The organism is Exiguobacterium aurantiacum (genome assembly GCF_001766415.1).
Taxonomy (GTDB): Bacteria; Bacillota; Bacilli; order Exiguobacteriales; family Exiguobacteriaceae; genus Exiguobacterium; species Exiguobacterium aurantiacum_A.
Window position 1 is genome coordinate 126964 of record NZ_MKXO01000001.1, and the last position, 25135, is coordinate 152098.

35 protein-coding genes are annotated in these 25135 nt (G+C 51.6%); 30 read left to right on the plus strand and 5 right to left on the minus strand.

The annotated features are described in order from the left end of the window. Positions 1–23 precede the first annotated feature (23 nt). The 9 genes from rpmG to BJU60_RS00645 all read left to right on the plus strand — a co-directional run bounded on the left by rpmG (position 24) and on the right by BJU60_RS00645 (position 8303). Entirely contained in the window at positions 24–188 is a 165-nt protein-coding gene (rpmG, locus tag BJU60_RS00605) for a 50S ribosomal protein L33 (RefSeq protein WP_016510885.1), read from the plus strand. Between the two features lie 56 nt (positions 189–244). Further along, positions 245–799 carry a 5-formyltetrahydrofolate cyclo-ligase gene (locus tag BJU60_RS00610; protein WP_070327027.1) on the plus strand — a complete coding sequence of 185 codons (555 nt, stop codon included), beginning with the start codon at positions 245–247 and terminating at the stop codon, positions 797–799. Continuing rightward, on the plus strand, positions 778–1548 hold the full coding sequence (locus BJU60_RS00615) for a DUF92 domain-containing protein (protein WP_070327028.1): 771 nt from the start codon (positions 778–780) through the stop codon (positions 1546–1548). Before BJU60_RS00610 ends, BJU60_RS00615 begins: the two co-directional genes overlap by 22 nt. A 169-nt stretch (positions 1549–1717) precedes the next feature. After that, a complete protein-coding gene (locus BJU60_RS00620; RefSeq protein WP_070327029.1) occupies positions 1718–2674 on the plus strand; it encodes an L-lactate dehydrogenase in 957 nt (318 codons plus the stop codon). Positions 2675–2822: 148 nt separating this feature from the next. Next, complete coding sequence (locus tag BJU60_RS00625; RefSeq protein ID WP_070327030.1) at positions 2823–3881, plus strand: rhomboid family intramembrane serine protease; 1059 nt, start codon at positions 2823–2825, stop codon at positions 3879–3881. 15 nt (positions 3882–3896) lie between these two features. Next, entirely contained in the window at positions 3897–4913 is a 1017-nt protein-coding gene (locus BJU60_RS00630; RefSeq protein ID WP_070327031.1) for a M42 family metallopeptidase, read from the plus strand. Positions 4914–4915: 2 nt separating this feature from the next. Continuing rightward, the gene (locus BJU60_RS00635) at positions 4916–5110 is read left to right on the plus strand and encodes a YqgQ family protein (protein WP_070327032.1); all 195 of its coding nucleotides are present in this window, start codon (positions 4916–4918) and stop codon (positions 5108–5110) included. Positions 5111–5203: 93 nt separating this feature from the next. Continuing rightward, complete coding sequence (locus tag BJU60_RS00640) at positions 5204–6166, plus strand: ROK family glucokinase (protein ID WP_251139060.1); 963 nt, start codon at positions 5204–5206, stop codon at positions 6164–6166. Between the two features lie 223 nt (positions 6167–6389). Then, entirely contained in the window at positions 6390–8303 is a 1914-nt protein-coding gene (locus BJU60_RS00645) for an LTA synthase family protein (protein WP_083273935.1), read from the plus strand. 91 nt (positions 8304–8394) lie between these two features. Here the strand turns inward: BJU60_RS00645 and BJU60_RS00650 are convergent, their stop codons facing one another. Beyond that, positions 8395–8574 (minus strand): DUF2759 domain-containing protein, encoded by a 180-nt coding sequence (locus BJU60_RS00650; RefSeq protein ID WP_070327033.1) that lies wholly within the window; start codon positions 8572–8574, stop codon positions 8395–8397. 157 nt (positions 8575–8731) lie between these two features. Here BJU60_RS00650 and BJU60_RS00655 point away from each other — a divergent pair, with 157 nt between their 5' ends. Next, entirely contained in the window at positions 8732–9352 is a 621-nt protein-coding gene (locus tag BJU60_RS00655) for an MBL fold metallo-hydrolase (RefSeq protein WP_070327034.1), read from the plus strand. 39 nt (positions 9353–9391) lie between these two features. Here the strand turns inward: BJU60_RS00655 and BJU60_RS00660 are convergent, their stop codons facing one another. Further along, positions 9392–9655, minus strand: a complete 264-nt coding sequence (locus tag BJU60_RS00660; RefSeq protein ID WP_070327035.1) for a DUF2626 domain-containing protein — start codon at positions 9653–9655, stop codon at positions 9392–9394. Positions 9656–9920: 265 nt separating this feature from the next. Here BJU60_RS00660 and BJU60_RS00665 point away from each other — a divergent pair, with 265 nt between their 5' ends. From BJU60_RS00665 to BJU60_RS00740, 16 genes are all read left to right on the plus strand, one after another. Further along, positions 9921–10292 carry a Spx/MgsR family RNA polymerase-binding regulatory protein gene (locus BJU60_RS00665; RefSeq protein ID WP_016510368.1) on the plus strand — a complete coding sequence of 124 codons (372 nt, stop codon included), beginning with the start codon at positions 9921–9923 and terminating at the stop codon, positions 10290–10292. A 59-nt stretch (positions 10293–10351) separates the two neighbouring features. After that, positions 10352–11170: an ATPase, T2SS/T4P/T4SS family gene (locus BJU60_RS00670; RefSeq protein WP_254281611.1), complete on the plus strand. Its 819-nt coding sequence runs from the start codon at positions 10352–10354 to the stop codon at positions 11168–11170. Further along, a complete protein-coding gene (locus BJU60_RS00675) occupies positions 11140–12117 on the plus strand; it encodes a type II secretion system F family protein (RefSeq protein WP_070327037.1) in 978 nt (325 codons plus the stop codon). The genes BJU60_RS00670 and BJU60_RS00675 overlap by 31 nt, the downstream gene beginning before the upstream one ends. 14 nt (positions 12118–12131) lie before the next feature. After that, positions 12132–12455, plus strand: coding sequence for a prepilin-type N-terminal cleavage/methylation domain-containing protein (locus tag BJU60_RS00680; protein ID WP_083273936.1), 324 nt, complete (start codon positions 12132–12134; stop codon positions 12453–12455). Beyond that, on the plus strand, positions 12452–12889 hold the full coding sequence (locus BJU60_RS00685) for a prepilin-type N-terminal cleavage/methylation domain-containing protein (RefSeq protein WP_070327039.1): 438 nt from the start codon (positions 12452–12454) through the stop codon (positions 12887–12889). Before BJU60_RS00680 ends, BJU60_RS00685 begins: the two co-directional genes overlap by 4 nt. After that, positions 12876–13112, plus strand: coding sequence for a hypothetical protein (locus tag BJU60_RS00690; protein ID WP_070327040.1), 237 nt, complete (start codon positions 12876–12878; stop codon positions 13110–13112). The genes BJU60_RS00685 and BJU60_RS00690 overlap by 14 nt, the downstream gene beginning before the upstream one ends. Further along, complete coding sequence (locus BJU60_RS00695; protein WP_131504703.1) at positions 13048–13542, plus strand: hypothetical protein; 495 nt, start codon at positions 13048–13050, stop codon at positions 13540–13542. The genes BJU60_RS00690 and BJU60_RS00695 overlap by 65 nt, the downstream gene beginning before the upstream one ends. A gap of 5 nt (positions 13543–13547) precedes the next feature. Further along, positions 13548–13808 (plus strand): hypothetical protein, encoded by a 261-nt coding sequence (locus BJU60_RS00700; RefSeq protein ID WP_145963149.1) that lies wholly within the window; start codon positions 13548–13550, stop codon positions 13806–13808. Then, on the plus strand, positions 13801–14286 hold the full coding sequence (locus BJU60_RS00705; protein WP_236633366.1) for a shikimate kinase: 486 nt from the start codon (positions 13801–13803) through the stop codon (positions 14284–14286). The genes BJU60_RS00700 and BJU60_RS00705 overlap by 8 nt, the downstream gene beginning before the upstream one ends. After that, positions 14283–14621, plus strand: a complete 339-nt coding sequence (locus tag BJU60_RS00710; protein ID WP_070327043.1) for a hypothetical protein — start codon at positions 14283–14285, stop codon at positions 14619–14621. Before BJU60_RS00705 ends, BJU60_RS00710 begins: the two co-directional genes overlap by 4 nt. Positions 14622–14768: 147 nt before the next feature. Further along, on the plus strand, positions 14769–15842 hold the full coding sequence (gene gcvT / locus BJU60_RS00715; protein ID WP_070327044.1) for a glycine cleavage system aminomethyltransferase GcvT: 1074 nt from the start codon (positions 14769–14771) through the stop codon (positions 15840–15842). Positions 15843–15867: 25 nt separating this feature from the next. Beyond that, positions 15868–17205: an aminomethyl-transferring glycine dehydrogenase subunit GcvPA gene (gene gcvPA, locus BJU60_RS00720; RefSeq protein WP_070327904.1), complete on the plus strand. Its 1338-nt coding sequence runs from the start codon at positions 15868–15870 to the stop codon at positions 17203–17205. Then, positions 17205–18680 (plus strand): aminomethyl-transferring glycine dehydrogenase subunit GcvPB, encoded by a 1476-nt coding sequence (gene gcvPB, locus BJU60_RS00725; RefSeq protein WP_070327045.1) that lies wholly within the window; start codon positions 17205–17207, stop codon positions 18678–18680. Before gcvPA ends, gcvPB begins: the two co-directional genes overlap by 1 nt. 167 nt (positions 18681–18847) lie before the next feature. Next, complete coding sequence (locus BJU60_RS00730) at positions 18848–19159, plus strand: ArsR/SmtB family transcription factor (protein ID WP_236633684.1); 312 nt, start codon at positions 18848–18850, stop codon at positions 19157–19159. Then, entirely contained in the window at positions 19152–20096 is a 945-nt protein-coding gene (locus BJU60_RS00735; protein WP_070327047.1) for a permease, read from the plus strand. Before BJU60_RS00730 ends, BJU60_RS00735 begins: the two co-directional genes overlap by 8 nt. A gap of 13 nt (positions 20097–20109) precedes the next feature. Continuing rightward, positions 20110–20337 (plus strand): thioredoxin family protein, encoded by a 228-nt coding sequence (locus BJU60_RS00740; RefSeq protein WP_070327048.1) that lies wholly within the window; start codon positions 20110–20112, stop codon positions 20335–20337. A 59-nt stretch (positions 20338–20396) separates the two neighbouring features. Here BJU60_RS00740 and BJU60_RS00745 read toward each other — a convergent pair whose 3' ends face one another. Beyond that, positions 20397–20777, minus strand: a complete 381-nt coding sequence (locus tag BJU60_RS00745; protein ID WP_016510373.1) for a rhodanese-like domain-containing protein — start codon at positions 20775–20777, stop codon at positions 20397–20399. 164 nt (positions 20778–20941) lie between these two features. On the opposite strand from BJU60_RS00745, the gene mntR reads away from it, so the two are divergent. Beyond that, positions 20942–21370 (plus strand): transcriptional regulator MntR, encoded by a 429-nt coding sequence (gene mntR / locus BJU60_RS00750; RefSeq protein ID WP_070327049.1) that lies wholly within the window; start codon positions 20942–20944, stop codon positions 21368–21370. A 174-nt stretch (positions 21371–21544) separates the two neighbouring features. Further along, on the plus strand, positions 21545–22072 hold the full coding sequence (gene hpt / locus BJU60_RS00755) for a hypoxanthine phosphoribosyltransferase (protein ID WP_070327050.1): 528 nt from the start codon (positions 21545–21547) through the stop codon (positions 22070–22072). 26 nt (positions 22073–22098) lie between these two features. Here the strand turns inward: hpt and BJU60_RS00760 are convergent, their stop codons facing one another. Beyond that, a complete protein-coding gene (locus tag BJU60_RS00760; RefSeq protein ID WP_016510385.1) occupies positions 22099–22512 on the minus strand; it encodes an SA1362 family protein in 414 nt (137 codons plus the stop codon). 16 nt (positions 22513–22528) lie between these two features. Then, positions 22529–23470, minus strand: a complete 942-nt coding sequence (locus tag BJU60_RS00765) for a DUF1385 domain-containing protein (protein ID WP_070327051.1) — start codon at positions 23468–23470, stop codon at positions 22529–22531. 141 nt (positions 23471–23611) lie between these two features. Between BJU60_RS00765 and aroQ the strand changes: the two genes are divergently transcribed. Both aroQ and BJU60_RS00775 read left to right on the plus strand, forming a co-directional pair. Beyond that, the gene (gene aroQ / locus BJU60_RS00770) at positions 23612–24049 is read left to right on the plus strand and encodes a type II 3-dehydroquinate dehydratase (protein ID WP_070327052.1); all 438 of its coding nucleotides are present in this window, start codon (positions 23612–23614) and stop codon (positions 24047–24049) included. Next, positions 24045–25112 (plus strand): M24 family metallopeptidase, encoded by a 1068-nt coding sequence (locus BJU60_RS00775; protein ID WP_070327905.1) that lies wholly within the window; start codon positions 24045–24047, stop codon positions 25110–25112. The genes aroQ and BJU60_RS00775 overlap by 5 nt, the downstream gene beginning before the upstream one ends. The last annotated feature ends 23 nt before the right edge of the window (positions 25113–25135 follow it).

Consider the following 25135-nt stretch of genomic DNA (forward strand, 5'->3'; position numbering starts at 1 on the left):
GCACTTGATACAACATTAGTAAGATGGGAGTGAAAGATATGCGCGTTAAAATCACACTAGCTTGCACAGAAACAGGCGATCGCACGTACATCACGAAGAAAAACAAACGTAACAACCCAGAGCGCCTCGAATTGCGCAAATACAACCCACGTCTCCGTCGTCACACGCTTTACCGCGAAGTGAAATAATTGAGACCGGCCGTCACTCATGTGGCGGCCTTTTTTTTCGATAGGAGGAATAACAAATGACAGCTAAACAAGAGCTCCGAAAAGCGGTTCATGTGAATATTCGCGTGCTCACCGATCGTGACGAGCGTGATGAAGCGATCCTACATACCGTGGCGTCGCTTCCTGAGTGGCAACAAGCGCATACGGTCGCACTCACATTGTCACTCGACCTTGAAGTGAATACGCGTCCGCTCATCGATACAGCTTTAAAAGCAGGAAAATCGGTGTTGGTGCCGAAAGTAACGGAACAGGGGCTCACGTTCCACGAAATCAGGACGTTCAGCGACCTCGAGCCGGGAGTAATGGGTATTCTCGAGCCGACGACCGCGGAAACCGACCTCGACATCGATGCCTGTATCGTCCCAGGCCGTGTCTTTGACCGTTCTGGATATCGGATCGGTTGGGGCGGGGGTTATTACGACCGTTTCTTAGCGACATATCGCGGTGCGACGATCGCGCTCGCCTACGACGTACAAGTGCTCGACGAAATACCGATCGAACCACACGACATACCTGTCGAACTGATCGTGACAGAAAGGGAAATGATTCGATGCTCTCAATCGTCCTCGTAACTTGTCTAGTTGCACTGGCCGGATATCGTCTCCGGTCGTTGACGTTCTCTGGGGCGATCTTGACGATCGTGACAGGGACGGTCATCGGGTTTGGTTTTGGCTGGTTCGGGCTGTACTTGCTCGGTGTGTTCTTTTCGACGTCCTCGCTCGCTTCAAAATATCGCGCCCGCGACAAGGCGTCGGTCGATGACATCGTCGAAAAATCCGGACCGCGTGACTTCGTGCAAGTGCTTGCGAACGGAGGAATCGCTATGCTCACCGCCGTCGGAATGGCGATGACTTCGAACGAGGCGTGGCTATTTGCTTACGTCGTTTCAATCGCGGCGGCGACGAGTGACACGTGGGGGTCCGAGTTCGGCGTCCTCGCATCGCGCCGACCGCGCTCTATTTTGACATTGCGTGAAGTTGAACCGGGGACGAGTGGTGGGGTGTCACCGTTCGGTACGCTCATGTCCGTCGCCGGCGCGACGATCATCGTCCTGGCATCGCTCCCGTTCTTAAATATAACGATGGGCACGCTATTTCTATTGATTGCGCTCGGTCTGAGCGGCAGCGTCGTCGATACGTTGCTCGGTGCGACCGTGCAACGCAAGTATCGCTGTCGGACGTGCCGAAAACTGACGGAGAAAAAGCTGCATCACGGTGAAGCGACCGACTATGTATCTGGATGGCGCTTTCTCGGCAACGATGCCGTCAATTTCTTGGCGATCGCCTCCGCGGCAGCGATTGGTTTTCTTGTTTTCGCATAAGGGTAGTACAGAGAATGAGGATGTTTCAAACGAATGTGAATTTTGTCACAATATTGCCAAACTGAAAACGGTTTCTCTTGTATTGACTGTTTGTGAATGATGTTACAATCTAGGTGTAACAGACAAAACAAAAACATGAAACAGATTGTTTGAAGGGTGGAAAAACAACATGGAAACATTAAATCATGCAAAAGTAACACGGGTCGCTCTCGTCGGGGCCGGAGCGGTCGGTGCAAGCTTCGCGTATCAATTGACGACAGCGAGCCTATGTGAAGAACTCGTCATCATCGACATCAACAAGGCGAAGGCAGAAGGCGAAGCGATGGACTTGAACCACGGCGTCTCGTTCGCTTCGTCACCGATGCGCGTCTGGGCTGGAGATTACACGGACTGCGGTGCTGCAGATATCGTCGTCATCACGGCCGGCGCTCCTCAAAAACCAGGTGAGACACGTCTCGACCTCGTTGAGAAAAATGCGAAAATCATGAAATCGATGATCACTGAAATCATGGCTTCTGGCTTCGACGGTATCATCATCCTCGCGTCAAACCCGGTCGATATCATGACACACTTGGCTTGGAAATACTCGGGTCTTCCGAAACATCGTGTCTTCGGTTCAGGGACTGTACTCGATACGTCACGCCTCCGCTACATGCTAGGTGATTACTTCAACGTCGATCCGCGCAACTGCCACGCTTACATCATGGGTGAGCATGGCGATACCGAGTTCGCGGCGTGGAGCAACGCCCGGATTTACGGCAAATCGGTCGAACAGTTGCTCGAAGAGAACGACGAGTATACGTGGGAAGACCTTGAAGACATCTACGTCAACGTTCGTGACGCTGCGTACCACATCATCGAACGTAAAGGCGCGACGTACTATGCGATCGGTCTCGGCTTGCTTCGTCTCGTCAAAGCGGTGCTCCGTAACGAGAACACGCTACTCACGGTCGGTGCCTACTTGGACGGAGAGTACGGCTTGAACGATATTCATATCGGTGTGCCGGCAATCATCAACCGCCAAGGCGTGCGTCAAGTCGTCGAAATCGAGTTATCAGAAGAAGAGAAGCAGAAAATGCTCCATTCGGCAGACGTGTTGTTGAAAACGATGCAACCTGTTTTATAATATATTCGCGATATAGACGTAGTCGGCGTATGCCGGCTACGTTTTTTATGTGTTGGTACGGACGCCGGACAGATTCAGAAAGCGCCAACTTTTGTCGTCATGATCGAATTGGATTACAATTAAGACAGAAGGAAAGGAGGGGATTCAGTTGACGCAACCGGGATGTTTTTGGGAAGACATTTACCATGCGGTCGAGGCGGGCGGTCGGGTCGAAGGTATACTCGAGCCTTCGCGCGCGCTGCTATTGTTCGACACGAAAGCTGGAGACCTCTATCACCTGTACATAAAGACGGATAAGGCGTGGGCGAACCATGTCGCGATCGAGATCGAGGCGGTTATGAGCTCGTTCCGACTCGCACGACTCGGACGTGCGAAGCTTCACGTCCATATATACGGCGACCCTCTCGTCGATGAGGAGCGACTTGAGACGTTGTCGTTCCAAGTCGCGGCCAAGGTGAGACTCGACAGGCACGCGTGTGGCGATGAACAAGATGAGACCCGGTTTCGGTCGCTCGCGCTCGCACTCGATAAACAGCGAAAAGCCGAACTGAAGAAGCGATTCTCATTCGGTGAACCGCAACTCGTCTATGCGCTCATGATGTTGACGTTTGTCGTCATGTGGCTCGCCGAATCGCTCGGCTCGACGCTCGATCCGAACACGCTCATCCGATTCGGCGCCAAAGTCAATCCGCTCATCGACGATGGCGAATGGTGGCGCCTCGTCACACCGATGTTCCTTCATATCGGCTGGTTTCATTTTGCGATCAACATGTTCGCGCTCTGGTCGCTCGGCCCGCTCGTCGAACGCATGTATGGGTCACCGAGGTTCTTGACGATCTATCTGTTGGCGGGCGTCATCGCGTCGACCGCCTCCTACGCGTTCAGTGAGGCGATTTCGGCAGGCGCGTCCGGTGCATTGTTCGGTCTCGTCGGCGCACTGCTCTATTTCGGACTTCGTGACCGCTCGCTGTTCATGAAGACGCTCGGCCCACCGCTGTTTATTATGTTAGGATTAAACGTAGGGCTCGCCTTCGTCCTCGGTGCCAGCTTGGACCACTCGGCCCATGCCGGGGGCCTCATCGGTGGATTTTTGATGGCGGGCGTGGTCGGATTACCTGACGAGACGACAAAAAAATGGCGCCTGTTGTTCACGGCGCTGGCAGTTTTATTGACCGGGACACTATACTGGCTCGGATATCATCGATGACAAAGGAGTAACAATATGATTGATACGTTAAAACGATTAGTAGAGATCCCGAGTCCTTCTGGAATGACGCACGAAGCAGTCAGTTACGTCGAACGTGAGCTCACGGACCTCGGGGTTGAGACGAGCCGGTTGAGAAAAGGTGCATTGTTGGCCAAGTTTCCTGGACAAAGCGGGCCGGCCCGTCTTTTGACCGCCCACGTCGATACGCTCGGTGCGATGGTGAAGGAAGTGTTGCCGAGCGGACGCTTGCGGCTGACGCAAGTCGGCGGTTACGCCTGGACGGCGATCGAAGGTGAGAACTGTCTCGTCCATCGCGAGGCGGGCGAGGCGGTGGACGGGACGATCCTCGTTCATCAATCGAGTGTGCACGTCTATAAAGACACGAACAGTGCCGAGCGGACGGCGACTAACATTGAAGTACGTCTCGATGCCGACGTTCATACGGCAGACGACGTCCGGGCGTTAGGCATCGAAGTCGGGGACTTCGTCTCGTTCGATCCCCGTTTCAAACAGACGGAGACGGGTTATATTAAATCGCGTCATCTTGACGACAAGGCGTCGGTCGCCATCCTGCTCGATTTGGCGCGTGACTTGGTCAAAGCGGACTTGCCACATACGGTCTACTATTTGATTTCCAACTATGAAGAGGTCGGCTTTGGCGGGAACGCCGGAATCCCGGACGAAGTCGACGAGTACATCGCAGTCGATATGGGCGCGCTCGGGGACGGGCAACACTCGGACGAGTACACGGTATCGATCTGTGCCAAAGATTCTTCAGGGCCGTACGACCTCGAGTTGCGTCGTCAGTTCACGAAGCTTTGCCGCGACCACGACATTCCGTTCAAAGTCGATATTTATCCGTTCTACGGTTCGGACGCATCGGCTGCGATCCGGGCCGGCTATGACGTAAGACATGCGCTCGTCGGTCCTGGGATCGAGTCGAGCCACAGCTATGAACGGACGCACCAAACATCGCTCGAGGCGACACGAGCGTTGCTGTATCGCTACGTATTGACCGCGATGGGGGAATAATAATGAGAAACTTTTATGACGTGCAACAGTTTTTAAAATCGTTTGGCACGATTATTTACATCGGAGAGCGTGACGCCGAGATCGGTCTCATGATGATGGAGTTAGACGAATTGAACGCCGGTGGGATGATCGAACAGCGCGAGTATGACACGGCAAAGATTATTTTGACGCATGAACTAAAAAATTCAATAGATTGACAGAAAAACCTCTTGTGCAAATGTTTGCACAAGAGGTTTTATAGTGTAGACTATTGAATGAAAGCGATTTATTTGAGACGAGGAGTGGAATGCATGAAGTGGTTATTAGGAATCGACATTGGCGGGACGACGGTGAAAATGGCCGTCCTAGACATGAATGGGATCATTTCAGACAAGTGGGAGATCAAGACAGACATTCGTGATAATGGGGTACATATCCCGACAGATATCGCCGCCTCGTTTGAAGCGTATCTTCAGCAATCGGGAAAAGCGAAGCATGATTTTGCGGGTGCGGGAATCGGAGCTCCGGGATTCATCAACTTCTCAGAAGGTGTCGTCGAGTACTCGCCGAACATCGGATGGAAGAACTTTGAGCTCGTCGGGGAATTCGAGAAAGCGGTCGGATTGCCGGCCGTGCTCGAGAATGACGCGAACGCGGCCGCGCTCGGTGAGATGTGGAAAGGCGCAGGTGAAGGAGCGTCTGAACTGCTCGCGATCACACTCGGTACGGGTGTCGGCGGCGGTGTCATCACGAACGGGAACATCGTCCATGGGGCGGCCGGCATGGCTGGTGAGATCGGACATATCACGGTCGAGCGCGACGAGGCGAAAGCGGTCATGTGTGGATGTGGGCGCAAAGGCTGCATCGAGACGATCGCCTCAGCAACCGGCATCGCCCGTCTCGCCTTACAAAAGCGTAAAGGGAGAACGACGTCATTGAACGAGTTAGGTGAAGTGACGGCTCGCGATGTGTTTGAAGCCTATAAAGCGAAAGACGAGGTCGCGACAGAAGTCGTTGAAGAGATGACGGAATATCTCGGGTTGACGATTTCAAACATCGCCAACACGTTGAACCCTAAAATGATCGTGATCGGCGGCGGCGTTTCAAAAGCGAGACAAGCTTTGCTCGAGCCGCTCGATGAACAATTTAAGCGGTTTGCCCTTGAACGGGTATATACGTCGACGACGTTCAAAATTGCCGAACTCGAGAATGACGCCGGGGTCATCGGCTGCGCTTGGCTGGCACGAAAACATTTTTTGCCGACTAGAGTCTAACCTGTAAAGCACACATGCGATCTCGCATGTGTGCTTTTGACGTACAAAGGGAATTGTAAAGGTGTGGTTGATTTTTTGTTAAAAAAGGGGTAAGATTTGGACTTGATACTGGACTGTTACCGTTAGTGAAATAGATAACAAGCCAACTACATGTTATTGAACTTATTCATGGCGCATCCTGCTTGAGGACGTCTTAAAACTGAAAAGAGGAGGAGGCCGTCAGATGAAGTCATCTCAAAGCTTATCGAAGCTGACTATGCGACTGAATGAAACGGTCCGCGCTTCGTTTCAAGAATATCGGTTATTTTGGATATTTAGTTTATTACTTTGGACGAAGACGTACGTAGTTTACCAATTTTTCTTTGACATCCCGATTGAAAACACAGCTCAAGCGTTCATCTTGTTGATCAGTCCGATCAGCTCGACCTTGTTCTTGTTCGCTTTTAGTTTCTTCTTTAAAGGAAATAAGCAAAAGTGGGTGCTGTACACCCTTTATGCGGTCGCCTCGTTCCTGTTGTTCGCGGACGCTGTCTACTACCGCGAGTTTACGGACTACTTGACGATGCCTGTCATTTTGCAACCGTCGAACATGGAGACGCTGTCGACTTCATTCATATCACTGCTTGAATGGAAAGACTTGATCATTCTTGGGGACGTGCTCGTCTTGCCGTTCGTACTATGGAAGATTAATACGTTGCAAACCGCCGCGTCTCACCGCCGGGCGCTCATCACGTTCGTGGCAGCTGTCGCCGTGTTCTTGTTCAACTTGTCGCTTGCGGAGACGGAACGCCCTGAACTGTTGACGCGTTCGTTCGACCGTGAGCTGCTCGTCAAAAACATCGGGACGTTCAACTTCCACGTCTATGACGCGATGCTTCAAACGAAGACGTCCGCGCAGAAAGCGATGGCCGATGGGTCGGAGTTAGCCAAGATTGAAAAGTATACCCGCCAAAACTATGCGGCGCCGAATCCGGATTTGTTCGGAAAATATAAAGGCAAAAACGTGGTCGTCGTCTCGCTCGAGTCGACACAAAACTTCACGCACAATATGAAAGCCGCGAACGGCGAGTATATCACGCCGAACTTGAACAAGCTGATCGAAGAATCCCATTACTGGCCAAACTATTACCATACGGTCGGGCAAGGGAAAACGTCAGACGCCGAGTTCGCCCTCGATAATTCGCTGTATGGCCTGCCGCGTGGAGCCGTTTACTTCACGAACGCCGATAATGAGTACCAAGCTCTTCCTGAACTGATCAAAGAAGAGAACTATTATTCGGCCGTGTTCCATGCGAACAACAAATCGTTTTGGAACCGCGATTTGATGTACAAGAACACCGGCGTCGACATGTTCTATGATGAGAAGAGTTACGACCTTGGGAATCCTGAGGACATGACGGAGTGGGGCTTGTTGGACGATAGCTTCTTTGAACAATCGATCCCGATGCTCGAGGAACTCCCGCAACCGTTCTATGCGAAGTTCATCACGCTCACGAACCATTTCCCGTATACGATGCCGAGCGAGGATTACGAACTCGTGCCGAAATTCGAGACGAACTCGACGACGCTTAACAACTTCCCGCAGGCACTCGCTTACCAAGACTATGCGCTTGGCTTGTTCATCGACCAACTGAAACAGAACGGGATGTGGGAAGATACGATTTTCGTCGTGTACGGTGACCACTACGGCATTTCGACAAACCATAACGACGCGGTGGCCGGCTTGCTCGGTAAAGAAGAGTTGACGCCGTATGATGTGGCGAAACTTCAACAAGTGCCGTTCGCCATCCATTTGCCGGGCCAAGAAACAGGCGAAGTCCATGAGACGATCGGAAGTCATATCGACATGAAGCCGACGCTCCTGCACTTGCTCGGCATCGATACGTCGGACTTGGTCGGGTTCGGGAACGACTTGTTCGCTGAAGACCGCAACAGTCGCGCCATCTTCCGAGACGGCACGGTCGTCACGGAAGATTACGTTTGGACGCAATCGATGTGTTACGATGCGACGACTGGAGAAGCGGTTGAAGATACGACACTTTGCGGACCGGTCACGGAAGAAGCCGAAAAAATCCTGCAAATGAACGATGACTTGATCTATTCGGATTTGCTTCGCTTTAAAGAACAAACCGATTAATAATCAAGAGCTAGCGCTGACCGTTAAACGTCAGCGTTTTTTTTGCGGAATAAAAAAAGACGACCGCAGTCGTCTTCGTGGTAAGTCAACATTAACCTGGGATTCCACCGAAAATCAATGTTGCGACGCCAAAGAATCCAAAGACGAGCGCGGTGATTCCGGCAAACGCAAGTGGAAAGAATTGGCGTTTTTTGAATGAACGGGCCATCCCCCAAAGTGCAACGAGTGCTACGATGAGTGAAATCCATCCAAATGGCTCATACAAATGCATGACGAGTTCCCCCTTTATTATACGTCATGAAATTCATAAAAATTTCACTGAAATATCACTATTATTTTATCCGAAATAACACACGCTGTCGAGCAAAGGTTGCCACCGCTACAATTTTGCCACAATATCGTTTAGAATGGTTGTGGAGGTGTTTTAGATGAATATTGTAAAAATCACATCGGGCCTTGCCCAAGAGAACGGATACGTGCTCGAACAAGACGGAACGGTCGTTATCGTCGACCCGGGCACGGACGACCCGAAATTCTTTGAGGCGGTGGAACGTTTCGGCGGATTGAACGCCATTTTGTTGACGCATGCCCACTTTGACCATATCGGCGGAATCGACGCGCTGCGCGATCGCTATCCGGTGCCGGTCTATGTTCATGAAGCCGAGCGGTCATGGCTCGCCGACGGCGAAAAGAACGGGGCGGCAAAATTCCATCTTCCGCACTCATCGATGCGACCGGCCGAACGAACTTATCAAGGTAAGAAGCTAGAGATTGGTGCGTTTACAATCGAGTTGCATCACACGCCGGGTCATTCACCGGGGAGTGTCACCTTGCACATCCCGAGCGAACGTGTTGCCTTTTGCGGGGACTTGATCTTCAAACAATCGGTCGGCCGGACCGATCTATTCGGCGGCGACCAATCGACGCTCCTCGGATCGATCGATCGGATGCGTCAATTATTGCCGGCCGAGACGGTGCTCTATTCAGGTCACGGACCGAAGACGACACTCGAAGCTGAAATTCGTTCAAATCCATTTTTTGAACGGTGAACATAAAAAAAGATTGTCTCAACGAGAGACAATCTTTTTTTACATTTGGAAGTTACTCCAATACGTGAAGACGACGAAGAAAACAGTCAAGTAAGCGCCGAACACGTATACATACGTTTTTTCAGTCAGTTTCAAGTAGCCTAGTGCGACAAAGAAAATTGTTTGAGCTAAAAAGACAAGACCCATTACGACGAAGTCACCAGTATGTTCGCTACTGCTTTGATCTCCACCGAGTGCGCCCACGAAAGCCAGCGCCGCGATCAACCCAGTCCAAAAGCCTAGGACACGGAACATTCTCGCCATGTTAATCCCCCCATACGTACATTATTCCATTCTCATTCACTATTTTACCAACACATTCAGAAAAATGCTATGAAAACGTGTGAATTGAGCAAAATAATCGTGAAAAATATGTGAAATCAAGATGTTGTACAAAGTTGTACAAAAAATCAAAAAAAGTTGTACAAACTATGTACAAAGTACAGGATAGGTTGTATAATCAACTTACAAGCATTGAACGGAAAAGGTTGTCAAATAAAAGGAGGCGCTGAAAGTGGCAAGTGAACTTATGTTTTATACGTATCCAAGCTGCACGTCGTGTCGAAAAACGAAAGCGTTTTTACAAGAGCAACAACTTGATGTGAACGAACGCCATATTTTCCGAGACGCTCCGACGGTAGACGAACTCTTGACGCTACTTGCACTTAGCGAAGACGGAGTCGATTCACTCCTAGCAACGAGAAGTCAAGCGTTCAAACAGCTCAACGTTGACGTCGATGAATTGAAACTGAGCGAATTGCTGAAGTTGATGAGCGAAAATCCGAAGCTGTTGAAACGCCCGATTTTGACAGACGGTAAAGAAGTCATTGTCGGCTACGACAAGGCGTCAATCGAGACGTATGCCCGCCGCCATGATTTGACTTCCGTAAACGTTTCATAAGACAAGTCCACTTTCCTAAGAGTGGGCTTTTTTTTATGCTCATTTATGAGGTGGGGACAATGAAACTGGTGATTGATCGATTGATTAAAGCGGCGCGACGGCTCGAGGCGAGCGATGTCCATTTCATGCCAGGCAAAGACGCCGTTATCGTACAGGCGCGTCACGGGACGTCGATCACAAAGCTTGAGACGATACCACGTCCAGACTACGAACGGCTCACATTACATATGAAATATTGGTGTTCGCTCGCTGAAACGGATCATCGGGTTCCGCAATCCGGGATATATGATCGAAACGAAGAAATGATCCGGGTCACGTTTTTGCCGTCATTTACTGATGTGCTCATGTCATGGCGTCTGCCGAACGTCTCGTTCCAACTTCGAGAGTTGTTATCTGAAGTGGATGTGTTGCGTTTTCAAGGCATGGCTGAGCTGCGGCACGGCTTGTTTTTAATCGGTGGCGCGACGGGGGCCGGAAAAACGACAGTCCTCTATGCTTTTCTTGAAAGTTTGAAGAACCACCGGATCGTGACGATCGAAAACCCTCCCGAACAGCAATTGACGGGTGTGATCCAGCTCGAGGTGAATGTATTGGCAGGACTGGATCATAGACGTTTGTTGAAAGAAACGTTGCGAGCCGACCCGGATATCATCGTTGTCGGGGAGGTGCGGACGAGTGAAGAACTGCGTGTCGCGCATGATGCGGCACTGAGCGGACATTTGACGATCGCGACGTTTCATACGGCGAGTATCGAAGACGGTGAACGCCGTCTCGAACAGTTGATCGGCAAAGTAGAGGTGCCGCGCCATTGGTGTGTGTTGCAGCGGAGAGAGGAGGTGACTTGCTCATGGTCGATGTCCGTTCCAGTAGGGAGCTGAACACGATCCGGCGCTTCCTGCGACTGCAAGCACGAGGGGTCGGGTTGAAAAAGACGTTCGAGACGCTCGAGTTGCATGAGCGGGGGAAGCAAAAACAACTGATTCGTGCGATGCGGCAAAAGCTCGAGAGTGGTCTGGCACTCGCCGACGTGTTCTCAGAACTCGTCACGGATGCCCGCATGCGAGACATGCTCGTCACGGCGGAACGGGGACATCATTTCATTGAAGGTCTAGAACAAGTGCTTGCCTTATCGATGATGCGTCGAGGCCTGCAGCAAGAGTTAAAACAACTGGCGAGGTATCCGCTCGTCATCTTGACGATGCTTTTAGGGCTTGGTGCCATTTATGCGCTGTACATCTTTCCGAAATTGCTCTCGATGGTGCAGGTCGACGATTTAGACGGAATCAGCGCTATCCTCTTGTCACGAAGTTTTTTCCCGGGCTTGTTCGTCGCGCTCGTTTTGACAGGTGGCTGGGGCTATTGGGTCGTGAAGCGAGGCCGGTCCGTCCCGATCCGATTCGTCGAGCGGGGAAGACGACTGTATATCACGTATTTGTTTGTCAGCGAACTGTCCTTACTGAGTGAAGGGCAAATTTCGGTTCGTCACGTCATCGAGCGTCTCTCTCACGGGGACGGGGAAGTGGCGCAAATCGCCCGGCGCATCCATGACCGGATGTCTGGTGGGATCGAGTTGGAGGCGGCGGCCCGAGAGGAACGTCTGCTCGATCATGAAGTCGTCAGCTTGTTCGGGGTCGGGACGGTGAGTGGAGACCTCGGATTGATTATGGCGTTACATCGAGACTTGATCTTTGAAGAGATGGAACTGTATTGGAAGCAACTAATCGCCAAGACGGAGCCGCTTTTGTACGGCTTCTTGACCGTCATGGTGACGATGATGTTCTATACGATTTATTTGCCGGTCAAACTAATTATGGCCCAACTATGAGGAGGAGAATTATCGTGGCAAAACTCAAATCAGACTGTCAGGCAGAGCAAGGATTCACACTCGTTGAAATGGCGGCAGTGTTACTGATCATCTCGGTCTTGTTGCTGCTACTCGTCCCGTCTATGTCGGACGGGAAGTCACGGGCGGATAGCGTCAGCTGTGAAGGGAGCGTACGGATTGTCGAATCTGAAATCAATTTATACTATGCGGAACATAAGGCGTATCCAGAATCACTCGCCGTCATCAAACGTGCTTCGACCGAGAACCCGCTCGAATATAGCTGTCAGTCGATGACGTACACGTACACGCCGAGCACAGGTGCGTTGGCGCTGAAATGAGACAAGACGGCTATACGCTCGTCGAGATGGCTTGGGTACTCGTCGTCCTGTCGCTACTCCTTTTAGTGGCGACGCCTACCGTCCGTTCGATGGACCGGCTCGCGCTCATCGACTTCACGGAGGCGCTCGTCCAAGACATCGCCGAGGTCGGCCAGTATCCGTATGTGGCCGCCAATGAAAAATGTGTCCCGCGCTTGAGATGGTACATGAAAGAACGGCGGTATCACATCACGTGCGGGACGACGTCGATCACTTCAGGCGTCGTTCCCGACGGTGTCGAGATGAGCCTGCCGGCAACGAACGAAATCGTCTTTTCAAAGTCGGCGGCGACGTATGCCGGGCAGTGGAAATTTTACACGGGCCAAGTCGCGGTCACGTTGAAGTTCAGGATGGGCACGTATGAGCCGGAGGTGATCCGTAGTGGGGGAGGATGAGCAAGGCGTCACGTTTTGGGAAGTTTGTTTAAGTCTAGCCCTCCTGCTCGGATGGGTCGGTGTGATTGCGCCGTTCGTTACGGCCGGTACGGAGCGGGTGGAGCGTCTCGAGGCGACGGTTCGGACTTATGAACGGCTTCAAGGGGAGGTGTTGCTCGATGCGGCCGATCCAAGCGGTGAAGTCGAAATTTGTGAACAAGACATATGTCTGCCGACACTCTGAGGGTGGCTTCACGTTGCTCGAGATGACGTTCACATTATTGTTGCTCCCCTTGTTCATCGGGCTGCTCGTCCACTTTTTAGCGCTCGGGGAGGCGTTTTACGAACAACCGCGCGGTCAAGTGAACACGACACCACAACTCATCGTCCGCAAACTGTTCGACAGTCGTGACTGTCAGGTGCAAGAAGGTAGACTCGTCGGTACGTACGTTCGACCCGATGAGACGACGTGGACGTGGACGCTCAAGCAGATCAATCGGAACTTAGTCATGGTAGGCGAAGAAGGAGGGAACTTGTTATTTATAAGAGGAATCGATGGTTATCGCGTCGAACCGTTAGGAAACGGCTACCGGATTCAGTGGACCGACTCGATCGGCCCGCGGGAGAAGTCCGTGATGTGCATGCGCTCGGGTTCTTCGTCATCTCTACGTTAGTCCTCTTGACGTGGCTATTAGCTGCAGCTTTGTTTTGGTATACTGATATCGAACGAAGCACGGAACGTCTGACGCTCGAAATTTTGGCGATTCGCTTCGAATCCCATCTCATGGTCGCCAAACATTCGTGCCAGACAGAAGCAGAGATCATCGTCAAACCGACCGGTACGATTTTCTGCCGACCGCTCGGGCCAGGTACGACGGAGGTCGAGATCCGGTTGAAGACGGGAGAAAAGCATAAAGAGGTGATTTATTTCGATGACTAGACCGTTTTACATCATCGGGTTTATGGGTACAGGTAAATCAAGCTTAAAACGATATCTTGAAAAATCGAATCATGTCATCGATTTGGATGAAGCGCTCGAACGGCATCTTGGGATGGGTTTACCTGCTTATTTCGCCCGACACGGTGAGAGCGCGTTTCGGGCCGAAGAGACGGCGATGCTTCGAAACGTTCATGCGGACTATATCGTGACAGGTGGCGGAATCGTCGAGCGCTCAGAAAATATCGAATGGATGCGGCGGCATGGGCGCATCGTTGCCCTTGAGTTGCCGTTCGAACTTTGTTGGGGGCGCATTAAAGACTCGGACCGTCCGCTCGTGCAACTTGGTAAAAGGAGCGTCGAGGCTCTATACGAGCGCAGGCGTCCGCTTTACGCTTACGCCGATGTGACAATCGACGCCTCATTGAGCTCGGAAGCGATTGCTTGTGAACTAGATCGGTTGAAGGAGGAAGACAGATGATTTGGATTAATCTTGGTATTATCGTGCTCGCACTCGTCGGGCTAGGTGGATACGGATTTTTATTGTATCGGAACAAAATGAAGACCGATCTGCGCCGTGTGAAACGGTTGACGGAACGGTTTACGATTCGAATGAATGTGATTCAAGGCTTGGTCGGTGAAATCAAACAGCACATCGACACGGTCAACGCATCGGTGAAGCAAATGAAGGCTTATTCGGTTAAAGTGAAAGACGAATCGCTCGAACTGAAACAGGCAACGGTCGGCCTTACGAAGGAAATTAAGCGGACCGCTGGAATCGATCGTTCAGGCGTTTCCACTGAGACTGAAATATGAAATAATGAGGATGAAAACGTTTTCGTTTTCAATCCTCTTTATTTTTGCCCATTTTTGCTAGGCAGCGCGTCAAAAAATTGATAGAGTGGAATAGAAAACGAAATATTTCATCAAATGCATTACTTACGTTCGGGATTGGGGGATATTATGGAGAAGTTAACGTTGAAACGTACGCCTTTGTACGACCTTATTTCTACGAAGGCGAAGATGGTGGATTTTGCGGGGTTTGAGATGCCCATCATGTTCTCGTCAATCAAAGAAGAGCATCAAGCGGTTCGGGAGCGGGTTGGCATGTTCGATGTATCGCACATGGGGGAAATTCGGATTGAAGGTCCGGACGCGTTCGAAAACGTCCAACGTCTTGTGACAAATGACGTCTCGAAGCTGAATATCGGGCAAGCGCAATACAACTTGTTTTGTTTACCTGACGGCGGGGTCGTCGACGACCTGCTCGTCTATCGGCTCGATGAAGACGCGTATTGGCTCGTCGTCAACGCCTCGAATATTGAAAAAGACGTGGCCCACGTCCGTCGATACGTATCAGGGGACGTCACTGTGACCGATGAATCGGATGCGTACGGTCAAATCGCGATCCAAGGTCCGATTGCAGAAACAGTACTCGGACGAATCACGGACTTACCGCTACATGAGATCAAGTTCTTCCGGTTTTTGAGCGGCGACGTTGCCGGTGTGCCAGCAATCGTCTCGCGGAGTGGCTATACAGGTGAGGATGGGTTCGAAGTATACGCCCGGGCCGAAGATGTCGCGAAGATTTGGACTGCGCTCGAAGCAGAACAAGTGACGCCGTGCGGGCTCGGTTCACGTGACACGCTCCGTTTTGAAGCTTGTCTGCCGCTGTACGGGCATGAGTTAGACGAGACGGTGACGCCGTTCGAGGCCAACTTGAACTTTGCGGTCAAGCTCGATACCGACTTCGTCGGGAAAGATGCCCTCGTCAAACAAAAAGAAGATATTCCGCGCCGTCTGATCGGCTTGAAGCTGCTCGGCCGCGGGATTGCCCGACAAGGTGCGCCCGTCTTGTTTGACGGCGAGACGATCGGCGTCGTCACGACGGGAACGATGCCGCCGACCGTTAACGAATCGATCGCTTGGGCCCGGATTGATCGCCGGTTTGTCGAACAATCAAACTTCATCGTCGAAGTTCGGGGCAAACAAATAGAAGCCGAACGTGTGCCGACACCGTTCTATAAACGTAAATGATACAGGGGGATTCAGAATGAACAGAATGGAATTTCGTTATTTACCGATGACCGAGCAAGACGAACGCGATATGCTCCAGACGATCGGTGTCGAATCGATCGAAGATTTGCTTGAAGATATCCCGGCCACGCTCCGGGAGACGGCATCGTTATCTGCCATCGGCGCTCCGCTCCCAGAAGTCGATCTCGTCCGCCACATGACGAAGCTTGCCGAGAAGAACCTTCACACGAAATCACATCCGAGTTTTCTAGGAGCCGGCATGTACGATCACTTGTCGCCAAGCGTCATGAACCACATGTTGCTCCGTTCTGAGTTTTACACGGCGTATACGCCGTATCAACCTGAAATTTCACAAGGTGAACTGCAAGCGATGTTCGAGTTCCAGACGATGATTTGTGAACTGACGGGGATGGACGTCGCCAACTCGTCGATGTATGACGGCATTACCGCACTCGCGGAAGCGACTTACCTCGCGAGCGCTCATACGAAGAAGAAACGTGTCATCGTCTCCGGTGCTGTTCACCCGGAAGCGAAAGACGTCATCCGCACATACGCGGATGGACCGGGACTTTCAGTTGAATATACGCATGTTGCGGCCGGCGTGACGGATTTGACGGACGTCGATTTGACGGACGCCTCGTGTCTCGTCGTTCAGTACCCGAACTTCTACGGTCGCGTCGAGGACTTGGCGACGCTCGCGAAAGCGGCCCATGATGCCGGTGCGCTCTTTGTCGTATCGAGCAACCCGCTCGCACTCGGTATTTTAGAGTCTCCTGGTGCGCTCGGGGCCGATATCACGGTCGGCGATGCCCAACCGTTCGGGATCCCGCAAAGTTTCGGTGGTCCATCGTGTGGCTACTTCGCCGTCAAAAAGGCGCTCATGCGTAAACTGCCGGGTCGTCTCGTCGGTCAAACGGTTGACGAGGACGGGAAACGCGGCTTCGTCTTGACGCTACAGGCACGGGAACAGCATATCCGCCGCGATAAAGCGACATCGAACATCTGCTCGAACCAGGCGCTCAATGCGCTCGCCGCCTCGATCACGATGTCCGCGCTCGGGAAATATGGGATTCGTGACATGGCCGTCCGCAACATTCAAACGGCCCACTATATGAAAGAGGCACTGAAGTCGGCCGGTTACCCGATCATCGACGAAGGACCGATGTTCAACGAGTTCGTCGTCGATTTCGGTATCGATGCCGAAACCGTGTCACGCCGCTTGCTTGACAATGGGATCATCGGTGGATTGCCGCTCGGAACGTATGATGCTGATCGTCAAACACAGATGTTGCTATGTGCGACCGAACTGCGCACGAAAGAAGAGATTGACGGATTTATTGAAGTGGTTGGGGGGACGAACTGATGCAACACGAACAAACGCTCATTTTTGAAGTGTCACGTGCCGGACGGACCGGTTATAACTTGCCGACACCGACCGTGCCCGAAGTTGATATCGAGGCGCTGTTACCGGCGTCGATGATTCGTCAAGAGGCGGCCGAACTGCCGGAAGTGTCGGAACTAGATGTCGTTCGTCACTATACGTCGCTGTCGACGCGGAACCACGGTGTCGATTCCGGCTTCTATCCGCTCGGATCATGTACGATGAAATACAACCCGAAAGTGAACGAAGATATGGCACGTCTGCCTGGGTTCGCCCACATCCACCCGCTCCAACCGATCGAATCGGTGCAAGGGGCGCTCGAGATGATGGTCGACCTTCAAGACCAGCTCGCTGAAATCACAGGGATGGACGAAGTGACGCTCCAACCGGCAGCCGGTGCCCACGGGGAATGGACCGGACTCATGTTGATCAAAGCGTTCCACCAGCATAACGGCGATATGAATCGGACGAAAGTACTCGTCCCGGACTCGGCGCACGGGACAAACCCGGCCTCGGCCGTCGTCGCCGGATTCGAGACGGTCACGGTCAAATCGGATGAGCGGGGACTTGTCGACCTCGCTGACTTAAAGGCGAAAGTTGGGGACGACACGGCAGCACTCATGCTCACGAACCCGAATACGCTCGGTTTGTTCGAGGCGGACATCCTTGAAATTGCCAAAGTCGTCCATGAGGCAGGCGGTAAACTGTACTACGACGGGGCCAACTCGAACGCGATTCTAGGGATCGCCCGTCCTGGTGATATGGGCTTTGACGTCGTCCACTTGAACTTGCACAAGACGTTCACAGGACCGCACGGCGGCGGCGGCCCGGGCTCGGGACCGGTCGGCGTCAAGCGCGACTTGATCCCGTACTTGCCGACACCGATCGTAAAAAGAGCGGATTCAGGTTTTACGCTCGATTACGATCGCCCACAGTCGATCGGACGCATCAAACCGTTCTATGGAAACTTCGGCATCAACGTACGCGCCTACAGCTACATTAAGACGATGGGCGCCGAAGGGCTGACGCGTGTCTCGCGCGAAGCAGTGTTGAACGCCAACTACATGTTCGCCCGTTTGAAGGACGCGTTCGATGTGCCGTACGACACGTACTGCAAGCACGAATTCGTCTTGTCGGGTAAACGTCAAAAAGCACTCGGTGTCCGTACGCTCGACATCGCCAAACGATTGCTCGACTTCGGATACCATCCGCCGACGATCTACTTCCCGCTCAACGTCGAGGAGTGCATCATGATCGAGCCGACCGAGACGGAATCGAAAGAGACGCTCGACGCGTTCTGTGACGCGATGCTCCAAATCGTCAAAGAGGCAGAAGAGAATCCGGAGATCGTTCAGACGGCGCCGCACACGACGGTCGTCAAACGACTCGACGAGACGCTCGCTGCCCGTAAGCCGGTATTGAAGTATGAGCGACGCCAACCATCGTCAATCAACTAAGCCAAAACCCGCTCGCAATTCGCGAGCGGGTTTTTGATTTGTGCCAAGATGAGGGGTTGTGACGATTGTATGAACTAAAAAATGTCTTAAATGTGAATAGTTGAACAAGTGTGTGGACTTGAAACTATATAACTAGCAAACTAGTTATATAAGAGGAGGTGATGAAGATGGAATGGACTTTGAAAACAGACGAAGAACTTCGTGAATCCTTACGTATCTGTCAATTTGATGAGGGAGAGCTCGAGCGACAAGCTGCCTTCCATAAAGGACTGGCAGATCCAACTCGGTTAAAGATCGTCCGCCTGTTAGGCATAGCCCCGATGTGCTTATGTGAACTGTCGAGCGCGCTCGAGGTGCCGAACTCTACGTTGACACATCACCTCCGTTTGCTAGAGCGTGGTGAAGTCATTCGCTCGACACGCTTGGGACGGAACACCGTTTTCCAATTGACAGAGAAAGAAGTGGGTGAACATGTTTGATCGGATTGGAGACTTTATCGCATACGACGTCCTTGATCTAAGTGGCCGTTTCGGTGAAGCTGTACAATTTTTCGTGATGGACGTCGTGAAAATAACCGTGCTGATGAGCATTATGATTTTTGTGATCGGATATATTCGCAGTTATTTCCCTGTAGAAAAAGTTCGCGACTATTTGAGTGGCAAGCGGAAAATTGGCGGATATATTGGTGCCGCTGGTCTAGGCGTCTTGTCACCATACTGTTCCTGCTCGACGATCCCCTTTTTCATCGGGTTCGTGGAAGCGGGTATTCCGCTCGGAATGACGTTCACGTTTCTCATCACGTCACCGATTGTGAATGAAATTTCCATCGTCCTTCTCATCTCGATGTTCGGTTGGAAGATCGCGTTCTTATATGTATTTGCAGGGGTGATGGTCGCATTGTTCGCTGGCCTGCTAATTGAAAAGTTACATCTTGAAAAGTATGTGCAAGACTACGTATATCAAATCAAAAGTCAACAAGTCGCGGTCACGGTTGAGTTATCACAAGCAGATCGTTTAGTGACAGCGCTCAATGGCGTCTATGAGACCGTGAAAAAAGTGGGACCTTATTTATTGATTGGGATTGCAATCGCGGCAGGGTTTCACGGGTTCATCCCGGCCGAGTTCATTATGCGTGTCGCAGGGGGAGATAACTGGTATGGCCCAATCGTTGGAACGTTGATCGGAGTCCCGCTCTATTCCAATGCGATCGGGACGTTGCCAGTCATCGAAGTGCTCGTAGGGAAAGGAATGGCGATCGGAACGGCTCTTGCGTTCATGATGTCGACCGTCGCTTTGTCTGTACCTGAAGGTCTACTGTTGAGCCGAGTGTTGAAGAAAGAGCTCGTCATCATTTTCTTTGTCATTGTGACGTTGGGGATCACGATAATTGGTTACTTATTCAACTTTATACTATGAGGAGGAGTCGAACATGAACATAAAAATTTTAGGGACCGGGTGTCGCAATTGCAAAACGCTGGAGCAAAATGTCGTAGAAGCGCTACGATTAACTGGGAAGACGGCGACGGTTGAAAAAGTGACGGACATCGAGCAAATTATGTCGTATGGAATTATGAGCACGCCTGGCCTCGTCGTCAATGAGGAAATCAAATCGGTAGGGAAAGTTTTAGCACCGAAATCAATCGCTAAATTCTTTTGAACGTTCAATCAAACAAGCGTTGCCCCAACGAATGTTGGAGCAACGCTTGTTTGTGAGGGTCAGTCTTTTTTGACTTTCCCTTTCCAGTTTTTAAATCCGCCTTCAAGCATATAGATGTCGGTGTAGCCATTTTTCATGAGCAGTTTGGCCGCCTGGTTCGTACGTGACTTGCCTTGGCAGTACATGAGGATCGGTTGATCTTTCCGTAGCTCTTTCATTCGAAGTTTCATCTGGCCGACCGGGATATTACGGGCCCCGATGATGTGGCCTCCCTTGTACTCGTTCGGTTCACGGACGTCGATCAATTGTCCTTTGCGGAGCGAAGCGCGAAATTCTTCTTGTTTCATTTTTTTCAAACCACGAGCCGGCATGAAGCGCCAGACGATATATGCGATGAGCGCAGCCCAGAGGATGATGACGAGGATTGTTTCGATTCCCATTGATGTTCTCCCTTTCTCTATTAAGTTTCACCAACATTCATTATAAAGAATTTAAGGTCATGAGACAATGATTGACTAGACGATTTGCCCGTTCTGCTTTCGGTTTTACACGGGTTACGCTAAAATGGAGATTGGAGAACGGAACATAAGGGGAGGCTACGCCCATGCCGACACCGAGTATGGAAGACTACTTAGAACGAATCTACTTACTGATGGTCGAGAAAGGATACGCTCGTGTATCTGATATCGCCGAACATTTAGGGGTGCATCCCTCCTCAGTCACGAAAATGGTGCAAAAGTTAGACCGGGAAGGTTATTTGGTATATGAAAAATACAGAGGCCTGATGTTGACGAATAAAGGGCAGAAAATCGGCAAGCGGCTCGTCGAGCGGCATACGATGCTCGAGTCGTTCCTACGGCTGATCGGGGTCGATGAAGCGCACGTCTATGAGGATGTTGAAGGCATCGAACATCATTTGAGCTCGAACACGCTCGACTGCATGACCCAATTCGTCGAATTCTTCGAAGACAAACCTGAGCTGATGGAGCAGTTTCGACAGTTTCAAGAACTGAATATGACACGGGATGAGTGAAATCGACCGCGATCCGATCGTTGAATCGGATGGTGGTCTTTTTTTAGGCATTCGAAGCGAAAGCCGAACATTAACATCGTTTTATTGAATTAAAGTCTATTTTTAGGGTGATTGTATGATAGAATGGTTGCTGGATAGATAAATGAGGGGGTGACGGCGAACAATCGCCGAAAAATGAACATTCAAATCAAAGGGAAGTTATTTGATGAAGCACAGATTAAACAGCGCGTCGCTGAACTCGCGGAACAGATCGAACGTGATGCGGCCGGGACGCCGATCGTCCTCGTCCCCGTGTTAAAAGGTTCACTCGTGTTCGCCGCTGATTTGATGCGACAGATGAAAGGGAGCGTCCAACTGGACACGGTCGCGACTTCGTCTTACGGGAAAAAGTCGGTCTCGAGCGGGAACGTCCAACTTCGGAAAGACCTCGACCTCGACGTCGAAGGGAAATATGTCGTCATTATCGAGGACATCATCGATACCGGCCAGACGCTCAAGTTTTTGTGTCAGCATATGAAGCTGCATCAACCGGGAGAGTTGAAAATTTGCACGTTGCTCGATAAACCGGCTCGTCGCCTCGTCCAACTTGACGCGGATTATGTCGGATTCGAGATTCCAGATGAGTTCGTCATCGGGTACGGCATCGACTACGCGGAACAATACCGCAACTTACCGTATATCGGATTTGTCGAGACAGACTAAAAGGAGCGCCTCTCGAGGCGCTCCTTTTACATGTTCGCTTTCTTTTTCTTCTTGCCTTTTTTCCCTTCGATGACGGTCAGGTGAGGGGCGTCGCTGCGATGGACGCTCGTGCGCTTCGACAGTTTGGTGACGTTCGAGCCTGGTTTGGTGTTCTTTTTCTTAGCGGCCGCTGCGGACGGTTTGACTTTAGGGCTATTGCCCGGTCGCGCCATCCGTTTTTTCGACGCTTGCGCGGTCTTCCGGTAACGCACGTCCTCGGCCGAAATTTTAGGAGCCATGAAGACCCGGTAAATCACGTAAAAGATTAACCCGAAAATACCGATGAAGAGTAGCTGTCTGAACAATCGACCAGGATCGGTCGCTAACATATGTCCGACTCCGATGAAGCCTAAGATGAACACGATGGTCGCCGCGGTCGAGCCGATTCTTTGTCTGATCATGGTGTTTTCCTCCTCTTTATCCCTCTCTTTGGACGTCCGGTTGACCGAGTTCGGAACGTTCCCACGTCTCGAACGCTTCGATGGCGACGCGGATCTGTTCGTCGTTCGGTTCTCGCGTCGTTAATAGTTGCAATGAAAGTCCTGGTTTACCGAGCACGGATAAAAACCGATGCTCCCGGAAGCGATTGGTGAATTGAAGCACCTCGAACGAGATGCCGATGACGACCGGCAACAGCGCGATCCGGCTGACGAGCCGGACCCAAAGTGGGTCGATCGGGACGACCATATAGACGCCGATGCCGACAAAAACGGTGAACAGGATGAAGCTTGAACCACACCGATAGTGGAGGCGTGAGCTTAAACGGACGTTATCAACGGTGATCGGTCGTCCGGATTCGTAGCAGTTGATAACTTTATGCTCGGCGCCATGATATTGGAAGACGCGTCTGATGAGCGGGGTCAATGAAATCAAGTATAGGTAGCTGAGCAGTAATACTAGTTTAATTCCCCCTTCGAGCAGGTTTTGAATCACGTGACCGGACAGTGCGGGCACGTTTTGGAACATAGCGGCAAGGAGCGCCGGGGTGACGTTGAAGATCAATTTGCCGAAGATGTAAGAAATGACACCGACGATGGCGATCATGATGACCATGAGGATGTTTTGCTTTTGCTCTGGCTTCTCCGTGACGTCTTCGCTCGGGTCGACGTCATAGCGATCGCTCGCGAAGTTCATGTGGGCCGAGCCGTTCTTTAACGACTCGTATAAAGCGACGATGCCACGAAGGAACGGGACTTTTTTCAACGATTGGACCCACGGGACGAGGAGTCGAGGCTGTTTGAACGTCTCGATCGATCCGTCTTTACGCCGGATGGCCGAGGCGCTCTCGGTGCGTCCTTGGAACATGACGCCTTCGACGAGTGCTTGACCGCCGACGGGGATCAACTTTTTATTTTTCATAGGTTCTCCTCGATTCTGACAAGTATATAGTTGAATTATAACGTGATTCGATCGAAAAACGAAACCTCAGGTGACGCAATTATCGCTCTTCGCATAAATTTGTTACAATAAGAAAGACTTGACGAATGAGGGGGAAGGCTTGTGCATATACTTGTCTTGAATGGACCGAATTTGAACTTGCTAGGTAGACGGGAACCGGATGTGTACGGGGATGTCTCGCTGAAAGGCTTGACGGCAGAACTGTTGCTCGAAGCACCGGGAGATGTTCGTCTCACGTTCATCCAGTCCAATCATGAAGGTGAGCTGATCGATGCGCTGCATGAGGCGTATGATTACGCGGGCGTCATCTTGAACGCCGGGGCGTATACGCATACGTCGATTGCATTGCGGGACGCGATTGCCGCTATTTCAGCCCCGGTCGTCGAAGTACATATCTCGAACGTGCATGCCCGTGAGTCGTTTCGTCACGAATCGAAACTTGCCGGTGTCTGCCTCGGCGTCATCAGCGGCTTCGGATTGACGAGCTATACGCTCGCGTTGCATGCACTCATCGAACATTGGAGGAATCGACATGATTGAACGCGTCAACAAGCTACAAGCTCAGTTAGAAATGAACGGGATCGATGGATTGCTCGTGACGAAACGAGAGAACATTCGTTACTTGTCTGGGTTTACCGGGTCGAGTGGGGTCATTTTGATCACAGCGAAGGCGGCGAGTTTCATCACGGACTTCCGCTATACCGAGCAGGCAGCTAGCCAAGTAACCGGTTATGACATCATCGAGCTCGAAACATCGCTCATCAAGTCGGTGTCTGACATCGCGAGCCGAGAAGGGGTGAAGCGTCTCGGAATCGAACAAGATGACATGACGGTCGGGACGTATCGGACGTATGAAAAAGAGGTAGCGGCTGAACTGGTCGAGACGTCAGGGATCGTGGAAAAGCTGCGCTTGATTAAGGACGAGGCAGAGATTAAGATAATGAAGGAAGCTGCGGCGATTGCTGATGCGGCGTTTGCCCACATCCAGACGTTCATTCGCCCGGGACGCACTGAGAAAGAAGTCGCCAATGAGTTGGAGATGTTCATGCGCGGCCAAGGTGCGGATTCGTCTTCATTCGATATGATCGTCGCTTCTGGTCATCGTTCGGCATTGCCGCACGGTGTGGCCAGTGACAAAGTCATCGAAGCCGGTGAACTCGTGACGCTCGACTTCGGAGCGTACTACAAAGGGTACTGTTCGGATATTACGCGTACGCTCGCAGTCGGCGAGATCTCAGACAAATTGCGCGAGATTTATGACACGGTGTTGCGTGCCCAACTGGCAGGCGTGGAAGGGACTCGGGCCGGTATCACTGGCATCGAGGCTGACGCGTTGACGCGTGACGTCATCAAAGAAGCCGGGTACGGCGAGTACTTCGGCCACTCAACCGGTCACGGACTCGGAATGGAAGTACATGAGGCGCCAGGGTTGTCGTTCCGGTCTGACACGGTGCTCGAACCTGGGATGGTCGTCACAATCGAGCCTGGGATCTACATCGCCGGCATCGGTGGCTGCCGTATCGAGGATGATGTCGTCATCACGAAGGATGGAAATGTCCGTCTCACGCAGTCGCCAAAAGAGTTAATCACGATCGAGGCTTGAGTCTCAGCTCATTTTTAGGAGGA

Excerpts from the sequence above, each read along its gene's own strand:
- BJU60_RS00705 (WP_236633366.1), top strand. The coding sequence starts at position 13,801 with ATGACTAGACCGTTTTACATCATCGGGTTTATGGGTACAGGTAAATCA.
- BJU60_RS00735 (WP_070327047.1), top strand. The coding sequence starts at position 19,152 with ATGTTTGATCGGATTGGAGACTTTATCGCATACGACGTCCTTGATCTA.
- rpmG (WP_016510885.1), top strand. The coding sequence starts at position 24 with ATGGGAGTGAAAGATATGCGCGTTAAAATCACACTAGCTTGCACAGAA.
- BJU60_RS00695 (WP_131504703.1), top strand. The coding sequence starts at position 13,048 with ATGCGGCCGATCCAAGCGGTGAAGTCGAAATTTGTGAACAAGACATAT.
- BJU60_RS00670 (WP_254281611.1), top strand. The coding sequence starts at position 10,352 with ATGAAACTGGTGATTGATCGATTGATTAAAGCGGCGCGACGGCTCGAG.
- BJU60_RS00655 (WP_070327034.1), top strand. The coding sequence starts at position 8,732 with ATGAATATTGTAAAAATCACATCGGGCCTTGCCCAAGAGAACGGATAC.
- BJU60_RS00635 (WP_070327032.1), top strand. The coding sequence starts at position 4,916 with ATGAGAAACTTTTATGACGTGCAACAGTTTTTAAAATCGTTTGGCACG.
- BJU60_RS00685 (WP_070327039.1), top strand. The coding sequence starts at position 12,452 with ATGAGACAAGACGGCTATACGCTCGTCGAGATGGCTTGGGTACTCGTC.
- gcvPB (WP_070327045.1), top strand. The coding sequence starts at position 17,205 with ATGCAACACGAACAAACGCTCATTTTTGAAGTGTCACGTGCCGGACGG.
- BJU60_RS00730 (WP_236633684.1), top strand. The coding sequence starts at position 18,848 with ATGGAATGGACTTTGAAAACAGACGAAGAACTTCGTGAATCCTTACGT.
- hpt (WP_070327050.1), top strand. The coding sequence starts at position 21,545 with ATGAACATTCAAATCAAAGGGAAGTTATTTGATGAAGCACAGATTAAA.
- BJU60_RS00660 (WP_070327035.1), bottom strand. The coding sequence starts at position 9,655 with ATGGCGAGAATGTTCCGTGTCCTAGGCTTTTGGACTGGGTTGATCGCG.
- BJU60_RS00630 (WP_070327031.1), top strand. The coding sequence starts at position 3,897 with ATGATTGATACGTTAAAACGATTAGTAGAGATCCCGAGTCCTTCTGGA.
- BJU60_RS00760 (WP_016510385.1), bottom strand. The coding sequence starts at position 22,512 with ATGATCAGACAAAGAATCGGCTCGACCGCGGCGACCATCGTGTTCATC.
- BJU60_RS00710 (WP_070327043.1), top strand. The coding sequence starts at position 14,283 with ATGATTTGGATTAATCTTGGTATTATCGTGCTCGCACTCGTCGGGCTA.
- BJU60_RS00675 (WP_070327037.1), top strand. The coding sequence starts at position 11,140 with ATGGTCGATGTCCGTTCCAGTAGGGAGCTGAACACGATCCGGCGCTTC.
- gcvPA (WP_070327904.1), top strand. The coding sequence starts at position 15,868 with ATGGAATTTCGTTATTTACCGATGACCGAGCAAGACGAACGCGATATG.
- BJU60_RS00615 (WP_070327028.1), top strand. The coding sequence starts at position 778 with ATGCTCTCAATCGTCCTCGTAACTTGTCTAGTTGCACTGGCCGGATAT.
- BJU60_RS00610 (WP_070327027.1), top strand. The coding sequence starts at position 245 with ATGACAGCTAAACAAGAGCTCCGAAAAGCGGTTCATGTGAATATTCGC.
- BJU60_RS00620 (WP_070327029.1), top strand. The coding sequence starts at position 1,718 with ATGGAAACATTAAATCATGCAAAAGTAACACGGGTCGCTCTCGTCGGG.
- mntR (WP_070327049.1), top strand. The coding sequence starts at position 20,942 with ATGCCGACACCGAGTATGGAAGACTACTTAGAACGAATCTACTTACTG.
- BJU60_RS00765 (WP_070327051.1), bottom strand. The coding sequence starts at position 23,470 with ATGAAAAATAAAAAGTTGATCCCCGTCGGCGGTCAAGCACTCGTCGAA.
- BJU60_RS00650 (WP_070327033.1), bottom strand. The coding sequence starts at position 8,574 with ATGCATTTGTATGAGCCATTTGGATGGATTTCACTCATCGTAGCACTC.
- BJU60_RS00665 (WP_016510368.1), top strand. The coding sequence starts at position 9,921 with ATGTTTTATACGTATCCAAGCTGCACGTCGTGTCGAAAAACGAAAGCG.
- BJU60_RS00645 (WP_083273935.1), top strand. The coding sequence starts at position 6,390 with ATGAAGTCATCTCAAAGCTTATCGAAGCTGACTATGCGACTGAATGAA.
- gcvT (WP_070327044.1), top strand. The coding sequence starts at position 14,769 with ATGGAGAAGTTAACGTTGAAACGTACGCCTTTGTACGACCTTATTTCT.
- BJU60_RS00740 (WP_070327048.1), top strand. The coding sequence starts at position 20,110 with ATGAACATAAAAATTTTAGGGACCGGGTGTCGCAATTGCAAAACGCTG.
- BJU60_RS00640 (WP_251139060.1), top strand. The coding sequence starts at position 5,204 with ATGAAGTGGTTATTAGGAATCGACATTGGCGGGACGACGGTGAAAATG.
- BJU60_RS00745 (WP_016510373.1), bottom strand. The coding sequence starts at position 20,777 with ATGGGAATCGAAACAATCCTCGTCATCATCCTCTGGGCTGCGCTCATC.